Below are 17,559 nucleotides of genomic sequence, written 5' to 3' on the forward strand. Positions count from 1 at the left end.
TCTAGAACAATTTAAAACTTAAAATTCATAATTTAAAATAATAAGAGATGATTTTAGAAATGAAAGTCCCATCACCAGGGGAATCTATAAAGGAAGTTGAAATTGCAACTTGGTTGGTAAAAGACGGAGATTATGTAGAAAAAGACCAAGCAATTGCTGAGGTTGATTCTGATAAAGCAACATTAGAATTGCCAGCAGAAGCAAGCGGAATCATTACTTTAAAAGCAGAAGAAGGCGATGCAGTAGCAGTAGGAGCGGTAGTTTGTTTAATCGATACGAGTGCAGCAAAACCAGCAGGTGATGCACCGGCGGTGGCAGTTGAAGCACCAAAAGCTGAAGTTAAAGCAGAAGCACCAAAAGCAGCTCCCGTAGCAGCAGCTCCAGCAGCAACTTACGCTTCAGGAACTCCATCTCCAGCAGCAAGAAAAATATTAGACGAAAAAAATATAGCGCCAGCTTCAATAACTGGAACTGGAAAAGACGGAAGAATCACTAAAGATGATGCCGTAAATGCTGTGCCTTCAATGGGAACTCCTACAGGTGGATCTCGTGGAACAGAGCGTACTAAATTATCTATGTTGCGTCGTAAAGTGGCTGAAAGATTAGTTGCCGCTAAAAACGAAACAGCAATGTTGACTACTTTTAATGAAGTAAACATGACGCCAATCAATTTGATTCGTAATGAATACAAAGATGCGTTCAAAGCAAAACATGGCGGAATAGGTTTAGGATACATGTCTTTCTTTACTAAAGCAGTAACCAGAGCGTTGCAGCTTTTCCCAGATGTAAACTCAATGATGGATGGTGATCACAAAATTGCTTTCGATTTTTGCGATATTTCAATTGCAGTTTCAGGACCAAAAGGATTAATGGTTCCTGTAGTTCGTAATGCTGAAAACTTGACTTTCCGTGGAGTTGAAGCAGATATTAAAAGATTAGCGCTTAAAGCACGTGACGGACAAATCACAGTTGATGATATGACCGGAGGAACGTTTACGATTACTAATGGTGGTGTTTTTGGAAGTATGTTGAGTACACCAATCATCAATCCTCCACAATCAGGAATTCTTGGAATGCACAACATTATTGAGCGTCCAATTGCTGTAAATGGTAAAGTTGAAATTCATCCAATGATGTATGTAGCATTGTCTTATGACCATAGAATCATTGATGGTCGTGAGTCTGTTGGATTCTTAGTTGCGGTAAAAGAAGCGTTAGAAAACCCAATGGAATTATTGATGGATAACAACCCTAAAAAAGCTTTAGAGTTGTAAAATTGGCTTTGTCAACTTTATAAAAATATATCTTAATCCCGCCTTGTTGAATAACACGGCGGGATTTTTTTGTTGATTAATTTACGAACTATAAAAGCGTATTTATTTTTGTTTTTTATTGCGATTATGATTTTTAATTACATAATTAATTATATTTTATTTAAAAATAGATGTGTTGTCTTAGGAATAAGCCATAACATTACCACAACATTATGGATTTTTATGCTGTTGTGCATCTTTATTTTATGTCTCATAAAATAAAGTTAAGTCCTTGTATTAGTAGGATTTCCGGCAGTTTCTATCTGTAAAATTTCTTTGTGGTACTGTATAGTTTTTAGATAGGTATCATTTTAAATCACAACACAATACCTTCATAAATTTGAGAACAACTTATAACTCAATATTATGAAGAACTTTACTTTAATCATTTTCCTTTTGCTTTTTTCAATTGGATACTCACAAAATGCACCAATTACCTTTGAGAACGGAGAATTCGGTTCAACATGGTCCTTTACAACTTTTGAAAATGGAACTGGGGCTGGATATTCCAAAGTAGCTAATCCATTCCCAGGAGGAATCAATAACTCAGCAACAGTAGGAAAATTTATAGCTGGCAGTACTACTTCAGGAGCTGCTCCTTACGCCGGATTTGAGACGGCTCATGCTTCGGGACTCAATGGCATTGGAACTTTTACCTTGAGCGCATCCAACAGTATTGTCAAAATAATGGTTTATAAATCAGTTATTAGTGATGTAGGAATCAAATTTGCAATAGGGAATGGTGGCGCACAACAGGAAGTTAAAGTGCCTAATACTAAAATTAATGAATGGGAAGAACTGACTTTTGATTTTTCAGGAAAAATAGGCTTGTTTGAAACCATCAATATCGATCAGATTATATTCTTTTTAGATTTCAATGCCAGAACTGCTGAAACGACCACTTATTTTGACAACGTAACTTTTTTAGCAAAACCTGCTGCAACTCTACCAACGGCTGCTGCGCCAACACCAACTGTCGCATCCACAGAAGTTATTTCGTTATTCAGCAATGCTTACACAAATGTTCCAGTAGACAATTGGAGAGCAGATTGGGGGCAATCTGGGAATGTTTTATCTGATATTCAAATTGCTGGAAATGATACTAAAAAGTACACGGATTTAAGTTATTTTGGAGTAATTACTGAAGCCAATAAAATTGATGCTTCAGCAATGCTTAATTTTCATATTGATGTTTGGACTCCGGATGTGACAACTTTTAAAATTAAAATAGTTGATTTTGGAGCTGATGGCGTGTATCAAGGCGGTGATGATAAAGAGTTTGAAATCACCCGCACCTTAACTTTAAGTGGTTGGAACAGTTTAGAAATTCCGCTTTCCCAATTTACTGGTTTGACGACAAAAGCACATATTGCACAGTTTGTTTTCTCGGGTTCTGCAGGAACAATATTTATAGATAATGTTTATTTTAATAAGGTTGCTATTGTTGCTCCGCCACCTGCAGCTCCTTATGCACCCGTTACTTTTGAAACTGGTGAATATGGTTCTACTTGGGTTTTGACTTCTTTTGATAATCCATCGGGAGGTTCAACAGCTTCTTTGTTAGCAGCAAATCCTAATAAAACAGGAATGAACACTTCAAACACAGCAGCTAAGTTTACAGCACTGGTTGCAGGCGCGTGGTATACTGGTTTTGAAACGACTCATGCTTCTGGTACAAATGGTATTGGAACGTTTACGTTGAATGAAACCAATAGTACGATTAAAATGATGGTCTATAAAGATGTAATCAGCAAAGTAGGTATTAAGTTGGCACGCCCTGATGGCGGTTCTACAGGTGAAATCACGGTTACCAATACTAAAATTAATGAATGGGAAGAATTGACATTTAATTTTGCAGGAAAAATAGGAGAAGGAGTTTCCACAGGAATAGATCAAATTATTGTATTTCCTGATTTTATTCCTGAAGGGACAACAAGAACAGCAGATCATGTTTGCTATTTAGATAACATTACGTTTTCTGCAAAAATAGCCGCTCCTGTTGCTGCAACTTCTCCAAGCGTAGCCGCTCCAACGCCTCCTGTAAGAGATGCTTTGGATGTTAAATCAATCTTTAGTGATGCTTATGCTGTATATAAAGCGGGTGACTGGTGTAAATGTTGGGGGCAGTCTACGGATGTTACCGAAGAACTTATTGGGGGTAACAACACAATAAAATTAACAAATTTCAACTATCAAGGGGTTACCTTGCCAGGTACTGAAGTTTTTGATCTTTCGAATATGACAAAAATGCACGTAGATTTATGGTCTTCAAGTGCAACATCTGTAAAAATTAATCTAATCAATCAAGGTCCTGTTGAAGCGGGTGTAACATTGACTATCGCAGCAGGTTGGAATAGTTTTGATATAGTATTAAATGCTACCAATTTTCCTGGGATAAACCTCGCTACCGTTTTTCAAATGAGTTTGTCATCAGTTCCTGCAGGGACAACGGTTTATCTGGATAACTTTTATTTTTATAAATCAACGGTTGTGGTTGCGCCAACAGAGCCAACTATTGCTGCGCCAACGCCTACAGTTTCCGCATCTAATGTTATTTCTATGTTCAGCAATGCCTACACGAATGTTCCTGTTACCACGTGGAGAACGGATTGGTCATCAGGAAGTACTTTGACAGACATCCAGATTGCTGGAAATGATACTAAAAAATATACTAGTTTAAGTTATTTTGGAGTAGATGTTAACGGAACAATAGATGCGACTCAAATGTTGTATTTTCATATCGATGTGTGGACGCCAGATTTAACAGCTTTCCGAGTTAAATTAGTTGATTTTGGTGCAAACGGAGTGTATCAAGGGGGCGATGATGTAGAGTTTGAAGTGACGCGTACCCCAACATTATCTGGTTGGAATAGTTATGATATTCCTTTATCAGATTTTACAGGTTTAACTACCAAAGCACATATTGCTCAGTTAGTCTTATCTGGAGCACCAGCCGGAACGGTTTATATTGATAACGTTTATTTCAGTAAAACAGTTGCTAATTTAAGTGTTGCTAATTTTGAAATTTCAAAAGTGATAATGTATCCAAACCCGGTTACTAATTATTTTACAATTGAAGCCAATAGTGCCATCGAAAAAGTTAGTGTTTACACTATTTTAGGTCAGGAAGTTTTAGTCAAAAGCCCAAAAAGTAATTCCACAACTATTCAAACAAGTCAACTTTCAAAAGGAGTTTATATTGTAAAAACAGTTTTAGATGGAAAAGTAACCACCACCAAAATGGTTAAAGAATAAGTTTGTTTTGGTTTGTAGTTGAAGCAGAGCGTATCGATTTTCGATACGCTCTTTTCTTTTATTTCAACAAATACAAATAATGATTGTAATAATCCACAATCGCTTTTCCTTTCATTAAAATATCAGCGCCAATGATTCCATGAACTGGTTTTGCTTTGTGTTGCAGTAAAGCTTCATTAACGTGAGACAAATCAAAAATAACGAGTTCAAAATCGGAATCTTTCCAAGAACCAAGTTGCAATTGATTTTTTAAAGCTAGTTGGGTAAACATTCCGGTGGCGCCAGCACCTGAGGCTTTTGTCTTTGATTTTTTTGCGTCTAATAAAAACAAATCAATACTCTCAAATCCTACGCAGCTATTTGAAGCTCCTGTATCCAGAATAAAATTCCCTATCACACCATTGATTTTTGCTTTTATCAAAAGATGCTGTGTTTTAGTAATCTTAAATTTTATTTTTTTGTAGTTTTCTTTTTTAAGAATATCTTGGAGGTTCTTCATTTATGCGGAATTTATTTCAGTCATTTTTTTCTGTTTTACAAAGATACATGGAGTTAGTGAAGGAATTGTACGAATCTATTTTTCTATGCGAATCTTTTTAAAACCATTTTTTCAACAACTTTTATTCTTGTAATTTTGTACACTTAAACTTTACACTTGGAAGCAACTATAACAATCACTGATACACATACCCATTTATACTCAGAGGAATTTGATCAAGATCGAAACGAAATGATACAACGCGCTATTGACGCCGGTGTTTCGCGTTTTTTTATTCCCGCAATCGATTCTACCTGCACCCAATCGATGTATGAATTAGAGAAAAACCATCCCAATAATGTTTTCTTGATGATGGGGTTGCACCCAACGTATGTAAAAGACAATTATCTGGAGGAATTGCAACATGTGGAAAGTGAATTGGCGAAAAGAAAATTCTACGCGGTAGGCGAAATTGGAATCGATTTGTATTGGGACAAAACCCATTTGCCTCAGCAACAAATCGCTTTCAAAAAGCAAATTCAATTAGCCAAGCAATACAAATTGCCAATTGTGATTCATTGCCGAGAAGCTTTTGATGAAATCTTTGAAATTTTGGAAGAAGAAAAATCAGATGATTTATTTGGTATTTTTCATTGTTTTACAGGTACTTATGAGCAGGCTTTACAAGCGATTTCGTATAACATGAAGCTGGGAATAGGTGGTGTAGTGACTTTTAAAAATGGAAAAATCGACCAGTTCCTGAACCAAATTGATTTAGAACACATAGTTCTAGAAACGGATTCTCCTTATTTATCACCGATCCCTTTTAGAGGAAAAAGAAATGAAAGTAGTTATATTGTTAATGTAGTAGATAAGTTAGCGCAAATTTATAGCCTTTCGGCAAATGAAATTGCGGCAATCACCACAGAGAATTCTAAAGCTATTTTTGGGATTTAAAGTAGAATTTACCTTATTTTGATATTTTTTTTGTTCATTTGCCCACACAAAAATTGAGAACCAAAATGCAGAAATTTGACGCTATTCGGCCATTTTATGATTCCGAAATAAACGAAGCACTTCAGAATGTTGTTAATCATCCCATGATGAAAGCATTGATGAATTTTACTTTCCCGGATGTTGCGGATGAAGTTTGGAAAGAACAACTTCGCAAAACGCATTCTATTCGTGATTTTCAGTGTAATTTCATTTACCAATCGGTCCAAAAAGTATTGGAAAAAAGCTCCGAAGGCTTGACGACTTCCGGTTTTGAAAATTTAGAACCTAATACTTCTTACTTATTTATATCAAATCATCGCGATATCCTTTTAGATACAACGTTGTTGAATACGGCTTTGTTTGAGCACGGTTTAGTGATGACTGCTTCAGCGATTGGTGATAATTTAGTCAAAAAAGCTTTTTTGAATACATTAGCAAAACTGAACCGGAACTTTCTCGTACAACGTGGCTTAACGCCAAGGGAAATGCTGCAAAGCTCAAAGTTATTGGCAGAATATATTGGGAATTTATTGCTTCATGAAAACCGTTCCGTTTGGATTGCACAACGCGAGGGAAGGACTAAAGATGGGAATGACGAGACTAATCCTGGTGTTTTGAAAATGCTTGGAATGGGTTCTGATGAAAAGAACTTGATGGACTATTTTAAGAAAATAAAAATTGTACCGGTTTCTATTTCATACGAATACGATCCTACTGATGCTTTGAAAATGCCTCAATTAATGGCTGAAGCCAATAATGAAGTATACGTTAAAGAGAAAAATGAAGATTTCATGACGATTCTTAGCGGTGCATTGGGACAAAAGAAAAGAATTCATATTCACGTAGGCAAAGTTTTAGATACAGAAATTGAAGCCATAAAAACAGAAAATGACAGTTCAAACAAGCAAATAGTAGCTTTGGCACAAGTAATTGATGATGCTATATTGAGTAATTATAAATTATGGCCAACAAATTTCATTGCGTTTGATATTGTTAACAAGACCAGTCGCTTTGCTCATTTATACACCGAAAATGAAAAATCATTATTCGAACGTAGACTTGAAATGCGAATTGATCATGACAATCCAGTTGCCTTAGACGGTTTTCTGGCGATGTATGCCAATCCAGTTTTCAATAAATTAAAATACCACGATGTTGTATAAAGCCAGAATACTTTTAATCTATACCGGAGGAACAATCGGGATGAGAAAAGATTTTGAGACGGGAGCGCTCAAAGCTTTCAATTTTAGTAAATTGTTACAGCGCATTCCAGAGTTGAAACAACTTGATTGTGAAATAGAAACCATTTCTTTCGAAAATCCTATTGATTCCTCGAATATGAATCCTGAAGAATGGGCTAAAATTGCTACCATTATTGAGGATAATTACACTTCATTTGACGGATTTGTGGTGCTTCATGGATCAGATACCATGTCTTATTCGGCATCGGCGCTGAGTTTTATGCTCGAAAATTTATCGAAACCCGTAATTTTTACCGGATCTCAATTACCCATTGGAGATTTACGTACGGACGCCAAAGAAAACTTAATTACTGCCATTCAAATTGCATCTTTACGAGAAAATGATGAACCAGTTATCAGCGAAGTGTGTCTTTATTTTGAGTACAAATTATATCGAGGGAACAGGACTACAAAGATAAATGCGGAACATTTCAAAGCATTCACTTCTCCAAATTATCCTGAATTAGTAGAGTCTGGTGTACATTTAAAATTGAATCCAGAATTATTCTTGGCTAAAAATGAGAGCGATGCGTTCAAGGTTCGTAAAAATTTAGACAATAATGTGGCTATCATAAAAATGTTTCCTGGTATCAGCGAAGCAGTTTTGGCAGCGATTTTTGATATTCCAAATCTAAAAGGAATTGTATTAGAAACGTATGGAGCCGGAAATGCACCTACTGAAGATTGGTTTTTGAACTTATTGAAAAAAGCAATTGCTAGAGGTTTACACATCATCAATGTAACACAATGCTCCGGCGGAAGCGTGAGCATGGGGCAATATGAGACTAGTACAGGTATGAAAGAAATTGGAGTGATTTCCGGAAAGGATATCACAACTGAAGCGGCAATCACTAAGTTAATGTATCTGCTAGGCCAAAAAATTGATCAAAAAGACTTTAAAACTATTTTTGAAACTTCTTTGCGAGGAGAAATAGCATAATAGTTAGATTTTACTTTTCTAACTCATTTTTTTTATTGTTATTTGCAACCTCAAATAAAATAGAGAGGTGTCCGAGTGGTTGAAGGAGCTAGCCTGGAAAGCTAGTATGTGGGTAACTGCATCGTGGGTTCGAATCCCATCCTCTCTGCGATATCATTTGATTTTCAGTGTTTTACGAATTTTACACCCAGTTTTACACCCAGAAAACAATATTTGAACGAAGTTTTAAATAAAAAACCAACTGCTTCAGTTGGTTTTTTTGTGTTTTAAAGGGATAGTAATAGCTATTTAAATAAGTTACATTTTATCGATTTGTTTAACATGACTATTGTAACGTGTTAACTTTTTTCTTTTCTTTTAACATGACAAGACAAACGTGTCAACAAAATTGAATTATTTGAACTTGAGTTTTTGTGGAGCATTTTGTAAAAATTCGTAAAGCGCAGTATTTATATAAAAGTTTTCTTTGCCTATTTTATGTAAAGTAATCAGTTTTAATGCTATTAACTGATCCAAGTATTTTGAAGCTGTTTGTCTGGTAATACCTAAGTCTTCAACAATGAAATCGATTTTTGTGTATGGATGTTTAAACAAATTATTGATCAAATCTTGAGAATAAATTTTGGGCAAGTTTAAACGGATTTCTTTTTTATACTCCATCATTAGTTTTTTTATCCCTCGAATAATTGCTGTTGTTTGAATAGAGGTTTGTTCAACTGCTTCAAGCATAAAAAGAATCCAAGGTTCCCAATCTTGAGTTATCCTAGTTTCTTGTAATAGATGGTAGTAATTAGCTTTGTTTTGATTAACATACCTACTTAGATATAGAATAGGTAGATGAAGTAGATCTTCCTTTACAAGGTACAGAATGTTGATTATTCTGCCCGTGCGGCCATTTCCGTCGTAGAATGGATGAATACTTTCGAATTGATGATGTATAATAGCCATTTTTATTAATGGGTCTAAATCGGTTAATTCATCATCATTAATAAAAATTTCCAAATTACGCATCAGGTTTACTATTTCTTCATGTACTTGAGGTGGGGTATAAACTACTTCACCAGTTTGACCATTTTTTAATTCTGTTCCTGGAAGTTTTCTGAAGCCTGATTTTGTTTCTTCTAAAACACCCTGAATTTCTATAATTTGATTGCTAGTTAAGATTTTATTTTCACGAACCGACTTGAAACCCTCCTTTAAAGCGGTGGCATAATTAAAAACTTCTTTTGCAGCTGTACTTGCAAATTGTTGCGCAATACTGTCACTTGAAAATAATTCATCATGTGTCGTTATAATATTTTCAATTGCAGAACTATCTTTTGCTTCCTGTAATGACAAAGTATTTAATACAATAACTTCATTAGGGATTGTCTCGGCAACTCCATTAAGTTCAGCAAGAGCTCGATGTGCTAAGGCTAGTTTTTTTAGGACTACTTTAGTTTCTACATCTTGTTCAAAAGGTAATATAGGAAGTTTAAACTTGCTCATGGTATTCTTGTTGGTAATTAAAAAGGCTTACACTGTAAGATATTATTGCTTCAAAATTAGTTTTTTTATTTGATCTTATCTAAATACTTCTTCATAACCCAACCTGTTTCCATTAAATTGTCTTTGGGGTTAGTATAGCTAATAAAAGCCCATTTGTGATTAGTGCTCAAGATAGTAACTTGATAATTTTGCGGTAACGTTACAATAATAATAGTTTTTGTTTTTGGTTTAAACATAATTTTAGAAATACGATTTGTAACACGGTATTCTTTATGTTCTTTAAACTTTAATTCGATTGCTTTAAATATTTTTGATTCAAATTTTGCCATATCTTCTTTAGTAAAAGCTTTTGGTTTTGTCTGAAACGAGTCATAAATTTGATATACTCCATAAAGAAGAACGATCAAGTTTAAGAAGCTGTAAGCTTTTTTTCCTAAATGCTTGTTCTTTTCAATAAACTCAAAAACAGTATCAATTAGCTGTTGAAATTTTACATTTTCTTCTATAAATATCTCATCAGAATTAATGGTTAAATCAAAAGCCTGCTCATTTATTTCTTCAAAATCATTGATTAACTGCCAATTGCTATGATGGGTAGCAATTTTTAATATCTGCTCTGAAATTCCAGTCATTGCAAATTCTAGGTTATTTACTTGATTTAGAAATGGCATTTGACTTTCAATAATTGCTTTAGAAAGACCTTTTAAATCATCAAAAAAAACTTTTTGCACATGAATTATTTCCGTAAAAGCTTCCAATGAAGAATAAGGAACCTGATATAAATTCGCTTGTATCTGTAAGGTTCTTGAAAGGGATTCAAAACCAGCAAAATTTTTATAAAGATTGTTAACACCTTTCATTAGTTGTTGACTAAAAGATATTCCGGCGTAATTATTCAATAAAGTATGAGATTCCAACATTTGATTAAAAGTGTTATTTATTCCCAAATTTTTATAGAAATTTTGTGCAATCATGTTACCGTTATTAAATTTATCAAACGTATTTTTCATAAACGCAAAATTGTAATTGGATTAATTCTAATTATCTTTAAAAAAAGAGTTCATTTTAAATATTTAATTTTTTACTTCAAACTAATATTTATTCCTGTTCAGAATCATTTTGATTTGAAATAATGTTTTTCTCGTCGCTATATTGAATTTGCATTGAATTTGATTTACTCTTTAGTTTTATGGTTCTAGTTTTTTTGCTCAGAATATCTTGTTTGTTGGCTATGTAAGCATCCATAATAATATGATGTTTAAAGCCTATACTGAAATCTAAATTGTGCAAATTATAACTTGATATTTCTGGTTTTGAATAAAATAGTGCCAATTCATTTTCCGGTGCAGTAAGCATGTGCTGCACTTGTTCGTGGTCATAATCTTTTAAAGTAAGTCCATCAAATTTAACTTTAAGGGCTCGTTTTTCAACATATGCTAATACATTTTCAACAATATTTTCATTTATATGATCACAGTCTATATTAGAGAATTTCACATTATAATGTTGCTCAATTTTTTTTAAGTTCTTAAAATAATCTAAAAGAAATTTCTCATTAAAATTATTTTCGTCAAATTGGATTTTATTATTATAGGTATAAAAAAGTTTGTCTTCTTTAAAGAGTTTAAAAGACTGTCTATTAGTAATTCTTGAAACTATATTGTAAAAATTTAAACCACTTTTTACAGATGAAATGAGTTTCTTTGGAAGGATCTCAATTTTATATTGCGTTCCGTCGTCTTTAAAAATGATTTCAATATTTATGGTAAAATCAATAAAAACAATTTTTATTTCTGATTTATTTTCTTCTGGATTAATTATAAAAATATCCATCTTATAATTGTCAAGTTCAAAACCATCTTCAAAAACAAATTCAAAGTCACCATGGATATCTGGGATTTTTTTCACCAAGAATTTTTTTACATTGTTTTCATCCGAAATTCGAAAACCATTGAAAAAATGGCTGAACTCTCTAATTATTTCTGAATCTATAATGACATCATCAAAATTTTTACCGTTGAGAGCATCTAATATTCTATCCTTTTTGTCGTCTGGTAATTCAAGATTAAACTTTATTTCAGTTTTTCCTAAACCATGCAATGAAGATAATTTGTCAATTTGTAGAGAATCTTTATGTTTACTAATTTGTAAGTCAATTTTATTTAATTGCCCAAATGTAAATGCGGTGTCTGCGGTTCCATTACCTTTCGTCAGACCTGGAATATAATTTAATTTTAAATCTTCGTAGATCTCTTTAATCAAGTCTTCACCTGTGCTTTCAATATAATTAATTTTAGATCTTTCTAAAAACTTTCTTTTAGATGAGTTAATAGATGGTGATACGAAGAAAAGTTCTTTGCCATGATCACCCAATTCACGTAAAATTTTATTGAACATCACCATAATATTGGAATCTTCTAGAGAGTAACCAACAAATAAAATGTGGTTTGATGCTAATCGATCTTTTACAGCGGTCCAAAAAACGGTCTCTGCTTTATTTTCAATAAAAAAATTATTATAATCAGAGTTAGTAAGAATGATGTTTTTTGTGTCCGATAGATCACCATGTATTTTAAATAATAGCTGCTTTTTTGGATCGATAATAGGATAATCTGAACTTCTTCGAATTACTTCTAAATTTTTGTTTGTACTTTCAAAAAGATCATCATAATTGGTAGTTATCACAGTTTTTATTTGTGGTATTTTAGCTAGTATGGTATGTGTTTCAGTATTACTGGGCTCTTTCTGGAACTCTTTCTTTAAAATCTCAATTAGGAAGTTTTTACTACCGTTTTTAAGATTATAGATATCTTCAGTTACTTGTAGTAAATTGGATGTAAGTTCAATTTCATCCTGTTGATTAGGAGTGAGCTTGTTGTGTATTTTTTTGGCTAATTCCTTGCCTGAAGGATATCCAGCATACATGGAAAAGCCTGCGCCTGCAAATAGCAGTACTTCCTCTTTCCTTATTAATTCAAAAAGTCTTTCTTTTTCCATTCATAAAAAATTAAATCTCAATCTTATCAATTTCCTTCATAATCCTATCGCTCTCACTCAGCGCCATAATAACCTTTTTGTAATGTAGAATGTCCTTAAAGGATAATTCTCTTTTCTTGCGGTATTTAAACCATTTTTAGCAGACAAACATGTCAACGATTAAATTATTGACTACAATTTATTAATGCGCGTTTTCAAATTTCCAGTCATTAATTCCCATTAGGTTTAGAATTAGTATGCCATTGATCCTATATAACAATGCATTTGCATCTTTAAGTTGTTCTTTATCTATTTTGTCTATCCTACCGTGCGTTACATTGTCTCTTAACTTCTTTAAATCATTAATACTCACTGAAAAATTTTTTGGATTTAATTTTTGACTTTCTAAAAATGCGACAAGTTGATTTTTCATTGGTTTATAGCCTAAATTTTTTTGTGAATTTTGCCAGTGATCCTTAAACAGCGCATGTTCCTTTGGATCGATCATCTCCAAAAGTATCTCTAACGCTTTATTTCTTTTTTCTTTTTTTTGTTCTTTATTAAGTATGGTGGTGAAATGTTCATTTTTAAACTGTTGTTTATCACAAATTTCAATAATGTTATAACGGATTAAAAAAGCGGAAGAATTATCAACTAAAAGTGATTGATTAAATAATGTAACTGCTTTTGAAAGTAAATGAAAGTTTTTTAAAGTTTCTTCTTGCCAGCTCTTATTTAGAAAGTCCTTAAAGCGACCATTAATTCCGAAGGATGATAGATTTCGATTTCTTTCGGTATAATTTTTTTTCTCTATGTTTTTGATAGTAATTGTACTATCTGGTAAAAACATTCTACGAAATCTAAAATCAATTTGCATGTGATGATAAAATGAAGCTACTAGTAAAACAACCTCTCCATATAAAATAGATTTCTCTTCTGTTATTCCTTCAGGATATTCAAATTGAATTTTTGGCTCTTTTGTAATGGTAGCAGTTCGTCCTCTTTCACTGTCTTCTAAACGAAAATAGAACTCTGGACGAAAGAGCGATTGACCAAGTTTGTAAAAATTTTTAGAATCATTTATTCGATTTATCATAAAATCTTCATTATATCCCGAGTATTCCTTAGGTGATAGGTAACCGTAAAAAGAATTGACAACATTAAAACCTTTATCGTCTAAATAAAATTCTGCTGAATTTTTTCTAGCGGGATTAGGTTCCCAATAGAATTTTACTGTATCGATTTTTATAATTACATATTTATTAACGTCTTCGTAATATCCCGTACTAACTGAAAAACTAAGCCATTTAGAATCAGAAAGATCTATTTTTTGCAAACTGTCGTTTCTCTCATTTGGTGTAAGATTTACTTTCATGAAAGTACCTATATTTTTGTTCTCTCTTAGCCACTCTCCTAATTTTTCCCCAAAATAACTGCTGTCCTCATAAAAAAATCTGAGTTCAATTTCATCTTTTTTTGAGTACAAATGGGCATGATGAACTTTCTCGATTTTCATTTGACTTTCTATATAAAAAACGTCGAAGTCGACCCCTGGAAATTCTATATCGAGGCAATAATAATGTTCTTCCATCTATATCTCAATCTTATCAATTTCTTTCATAATCCTATCGGTCTCACTTAGCGCCACAATAATCTTTTGGTAATGCAGAATGTCCTCAAAGGATAATTCTCTTTCCTTGCGGTCTTTGAGCCATTTTTGAGCGGGTTGGTAGCCACCTATGTAAAAATTCCAAGCTACTTCGGGAACATTGTCAAAATATTGTGTGTCGTTGATGTACACGCGCCCCATTGGTTCGGTAGTATCATTATGGTTTATAGTGTCGTTCTCCATCACGAAGTTGCGTTGTTCGTACTTTGGTTTACCTACAATGTTGTCGCCATCTTCGGGATACTCTGTGATGTAATTTTCTACTGTGTCACTTTCTAGTAAATGGATTTGACGTAACTCGCCACCTAATGCTACTAACTCATAAAACTTTTTAATATCAGTAGGATAAGGAACTCTTGGAAAATCAATTTTTAAAAACTCTTTGTATTTCTCTCTGTAGGTTGGACTGTGTAATACTGCATAGATGTAATCAAGTATGTCAATTGGCGTTAAAAGATCCGATTGCATACTTTCAATCTTTTCAGGCGAAAATTTCATCAACAGATCATTACATATTTTGTAAACAATTTCCATGTTAAGATTAGGCGTGCGAACCACTTCATCTAATAAACTTGGCTGCTCGGTTTTTTCTGGGTATAGGTAGAGTGGGAAATTCATATTACCACCTCTATAAAACATATTGGAATCTAATATATCTTTATTAATATAAACTAAATTCCATGGCATTGAACCGACTGCTTGCCCTTGTCTCCCTAGAACTAAACTAAAATTGTTTTTATTTATGATATGTTGATGAATATTATGTCTTGGATAAGAATGAAAACCTTTTGATTTACCGGTGTAAATTGTTTTTCGATAATCAAAAGGGCGATAATGTACATTGGTTATTGTACTTGGGTTATTTTTTATGTCATTTTGAGCTGTGCTTATTTTCCAATCTCTACCATCTTTTTCTAAGTTATATTTACTACGAAATGCTTCAGGATCCAGTTCAACTATCTCAATTTTTATTTTTTCTAAAGGGGATTCTTGAAATTGAATTGTCAAATTATCTCTTTCTGTTTTAATTCCATTTGCGCCAATTACAAATAAATCATTAACTCCAAAGCAATTATTTTGATAGAATTTTAATTGTTTGTTATCTTGTACTTTAAAAAGTAAATCGTTACTTAAATGTTCAACTTTTCCCCAGTCAATATCATTTAAAGAATTTGAATTTAAATACTCATACTTTAGTTCTCTTTTTCCTTGTAAATCAAACTGCAGTACTTCTCCAAATTCATTTTTCTTTTTCTTTCCTGTTTTTACAAATAAATTAATAGAAACTCCTTGCATGATGTCAAACACATTTTGGTCAGGTGAACCATTAGGACAAACTTCTTTTTTCTTGGCGTTACCGTGTAAATCGAGAATGTAAATTTTATCAAAGCTCTCTAATAAATGTTTTCGCATTTGGCGGTGGATAATACCATCAATAAAACTATTGTTAGAAATATAAGCTAAAACACCACTCCCGTTTTTATCAATAAAATGTTGTCCAAAACGAATGAATTTTATGTAATCATCTGAAAGAGGTTGTATGTTTCGCTCTTTCATATCCTTTTTATAGTCGGCTGTTAAACTTTCTATCCAGGGGCTTTTGTTTGTACTACTCACACTATACGGCGGATTCCCTATGACAACCATAACGGGTGCATCGCGTTTTATGGCGTTGGCTTGGTCGGCTTCGTCAGAAAGCCATGAGCTAAATAAGGTTTGAGTGTCGGGGTGGGCTTCTTCTAAACTATTGGTTAGGAAAATCTTAAAACGTTGGTCATCGGTGGGTTTGTAACCTGTTTCGGTTAATAGCATATCCATTTTCAGGTGCGCCATGGCGTAAGAGGCCATTAATAACTCAAAACCATTCAAGCGCGGTATTAAATCGTTAGTAACATACTTGCTCCAAATGCCTTGTTGCCCCTTGAATTTCTTGTGAATGTGTTTAACCACTTCGGCAAGAAAGGTTCCCGTTCCGGTAGCGGGATCTAAGATTTGAACTTTGTGAACTTCAACTTCGGTTTCTACTTCTACAATTTTAGATTTAGCACCTACACCAGTTTGCGTAACGGCTTTTTTCTTGATTTTAATTTTGCTCGTATCGGCCAAACCTTGTGGTAAGTTGAACTCGGTTTTTAAAATATCATCTACGGCACGCACTATAAAATTTACTACAGGTTGTGGCGTGTACCAAACTCCGCGAGCTTTACGTAAGGCTGGATTGTATTCTCCTAGAAAGGTTTCGTAAAAATGCACCACAGGATCTTCTTGCTTGGTGCTTTTTCCGAAATTCTTCATAATATCTTCGACATCACTAGCCAAGAAAATAGATATTAATTCATCTACTATCCAAACCAAGCGCGTATCTAAGTCATAACCTGCTATATCTTGAAATAATTTTCGCAAGAACGGATTGCTTTTAGGTATAAGCGTGGCAGCTTCTTCTCGTGAAAAATTTTCTAATGTTGGGTCGTGATAACGAGCGGCAAACATTCCGTAAGCAATGGTTTGTGCATAAATATCGGCGAAAGCCTTATTGTCGATATCATGAATTAGCATTTGCTGAAACGACAACATTTGCGATTTTAGTTGCGAACGGTTGTTGTGTTCATCATCATTGATTAGAGATTTTTCAATAACATCGGCCATTAACTTTGCTTTACCGGCCATCATTTGCGCCAGCTTTGTGGGGCTTTTAATGGTTTGCGATATGGTTTCGGCAAAGTTTTTAATCAAGTTTTTAAACTGGTCGAAGTTTTCGGGTTTACCTATTATGCTTCCATTTTCTAAAGAAGCAATTTCAATTTTAATAACAAATTCACCATCTTTATAAAAATGGAAATCCATGTAATCTGTAAATATCAAATTACTTAAACCCGCTTTGTATCGCTCAAACTGTTCTTTGAGTTTTTTATCTTTTAGATCTACACCAATATCTTTAGCTTCTACATACCCAACAGGAATGTCTTTACGTGTCAATACATAATCAGGTGCGCCACAAGCCACTCTAGCGGGCTCATTTGTAACTAAAACATCTGGTAAAATGGCCATTAAAAGATTCTGCAAATCCCCACGGTAGGAGTGTTCTCGTGCGTTACCTGTTTGAAATAAAGTATTTATTTTAGTAATGTATTGTTCAATGGTCATGTAGCGAATTTTTATTGTTTGATTTTTTACATGCAGTGATCCCTTTAATAACAGTTTTA

The 17,559-nt window shown here is 33.6% G+C and carries 11 protein-coding genes and 1 tRNA gene; 6 read left to right on the forward strand and 6 right to left on the reverse strand.

The features are described 5' to 3' along the window. The first annotated feature begins 47 nt into the window (after positions 1 to 47). A complete protein-coding gene (odhB, locus tag ACXX80_RS06345) occupies positions 48 to 1,274 on the forward strand; it encodes a 2-oxoglutarate dehydrogenase complex dihydrolipoyllysine-residue succinyltransferase (protein WP_458552479.1) in 1,227 nt (408 codons plus the stop codon). A 405-nt stretch (positions 1,275 to 1,679) separates the two neighbouring features. Further along, complete coding sequence (locus tag ACXX80_RS06350) at positions 1,680 to 4,568, forward strand: T9SS type A sorting domain-containing protein (RefSeq protein ID WP_458552481.1); 2,889 nt, start codon at positions 1,680 to 1,682, stop codon at positions 4,566 to 4,568. A gap of 58 nt (positions 4,569 to 4,626) precedes the next feature. Here ACXX80_RS06350 and ACXX80_RS06355 read toward each other — a convergent pair whose 3' ends face one another. Next, the gene (locus ACXX80_RS06355) at positions 4,627 to 5,067 is read right to left on the reverse strand and encodes a retropepsin-like aspartic protease (protein ID WP_458552482.1); all 441 of its coding nucleotides are present in this window, start codon (positions 5,065 to 5,067) and stop codon (positions 4,627 to 4,629) included. Between the two features lie 168 nt (positions 5,068 to 5,235). Between ACXX80_RS06355 and ACXX80_RS06360 the strand changes: the two genes are divergently transcribed. The 4 genes from ACXX80_RS06360 (at position 5,236) to ACXX80_RS06375 (ending at position 8,371) form a co-directional block, all read left to right on the forward strand. After that, on the forward strand, positions 5,236 to 6,003 hold the full coding sequence (locus tag ACXX80_RS06360; RefSeq protein ID WP_458554083.1) for a TatD family hydrolase: 768 nt from the start codon (positions 5,236 to 5,238) through the stop codon (positions 6,001 to 6,003). A gap of 65 nt (positions 6,004 to 6,068) precedes the next feature. Continuing rightward, a complete protein-coding gene (locus tag ACXX80_RS06365) occupies positions 6,069 to 7,205 on the forward strand; it encodes a 1-acyl-sn-glycerol-3-phosphate acyltransferase (RefSeq protein WP_417992291.1) in 1,137 nt (378 codons plus the stop codon). Further along, positions 7,195 to 8,223, forward strand: coding sequence for an asparaginase (locus tag ACXX80_RS06370; RefSeq protein ID WP_417992292.1), 1,029 nt, complete (start codon positions 7,195 to 7,197; stop codon positions 8,221 to 8,223). The genes ACXX80_RS06365 and ACXX80_RS06370 overlap by 11 nt, the downstream gene beginning before the upstream one ends. A 61-nt stretch (positions 8,224 to 8,284) precedes the next feature. Next, positions 8,285 to 8,371 (forward strand) — tRNA-Ser (locus tag ACXX80_RS06375). Between the two features lie 245 nt (positions 8,372 to 8,616). Here ACXX80_RS06375 and ACXX80_RS06380 read toward each other — a convergent pair. The 5 genes from ACXX80_RS06380 to ACXX80_RS06400 form a co-directional block, all read right to left on the reverse strand. After that, a complete protein-coding gene (locus ACXX80_RS06380) occupies positions 8,617 to 9,711 on the reverse strand; it encodes a Fic family protein (protein ID WP_458552484.1) in 1,095 nt (364 codons plus the stop codon). Between the two features lie 65 nt (positions 9,712 to 9,776). Beyond that, a complete protein-coding gene (locus ACXX80_RS06385; protein ID WP_458552485.1) occupies positions 9,777 to 10,721 on the reverse strand; it encodes an SH3 domain-containing protein in 945 nt (314 codons plus the stop codon). Between the two features lie 88 nt (positions 10,722 to 10,809). Further along, a complete protein-coding gene (locus ACXX80_RS06390; RefSeq protein WP_458552487.1) occupies positions 10,810 to 12,708 on the reverse strand; it encodes an SIR2 family NAD-dependent protein deacylase in 1,899 nt (632 codons plus the stop codon). A 181-nt stretch (positions 12,709 to 12,889) separates the two neighbouring features. Further along, positions 12,890 to 14,203 (reverse strand): hypothetical protein, encoded by a 1,314-nt coding sequence (locus ACXX80_RS06395; RefSeq protein WP_458552489.1) that lies wholly within the window; start codon positions 14,201 to 14,203, stop codon positions 12,890 to 12,892. Positions 14,204 to 14,278: 75 nt separating this feature from the next. After that, positions 14,279 to 17,500: a type ISP restriction/modification enzyme gene (locus tag ACXX80_RS06400; RefSeq protein WP_458552490.1), complete on the reverse strand. Its 3,222-nt coding sequence runs from the start codon at positions 17,498 to 17,500 to the stop codon at positions 14,279 to 14,281. Positions 17,501 to 17,559 lie beyond the last annotated feature (59 nt).

Source organism: Flavobacterium sp. GNP002 (assembly GCF_054343795.1).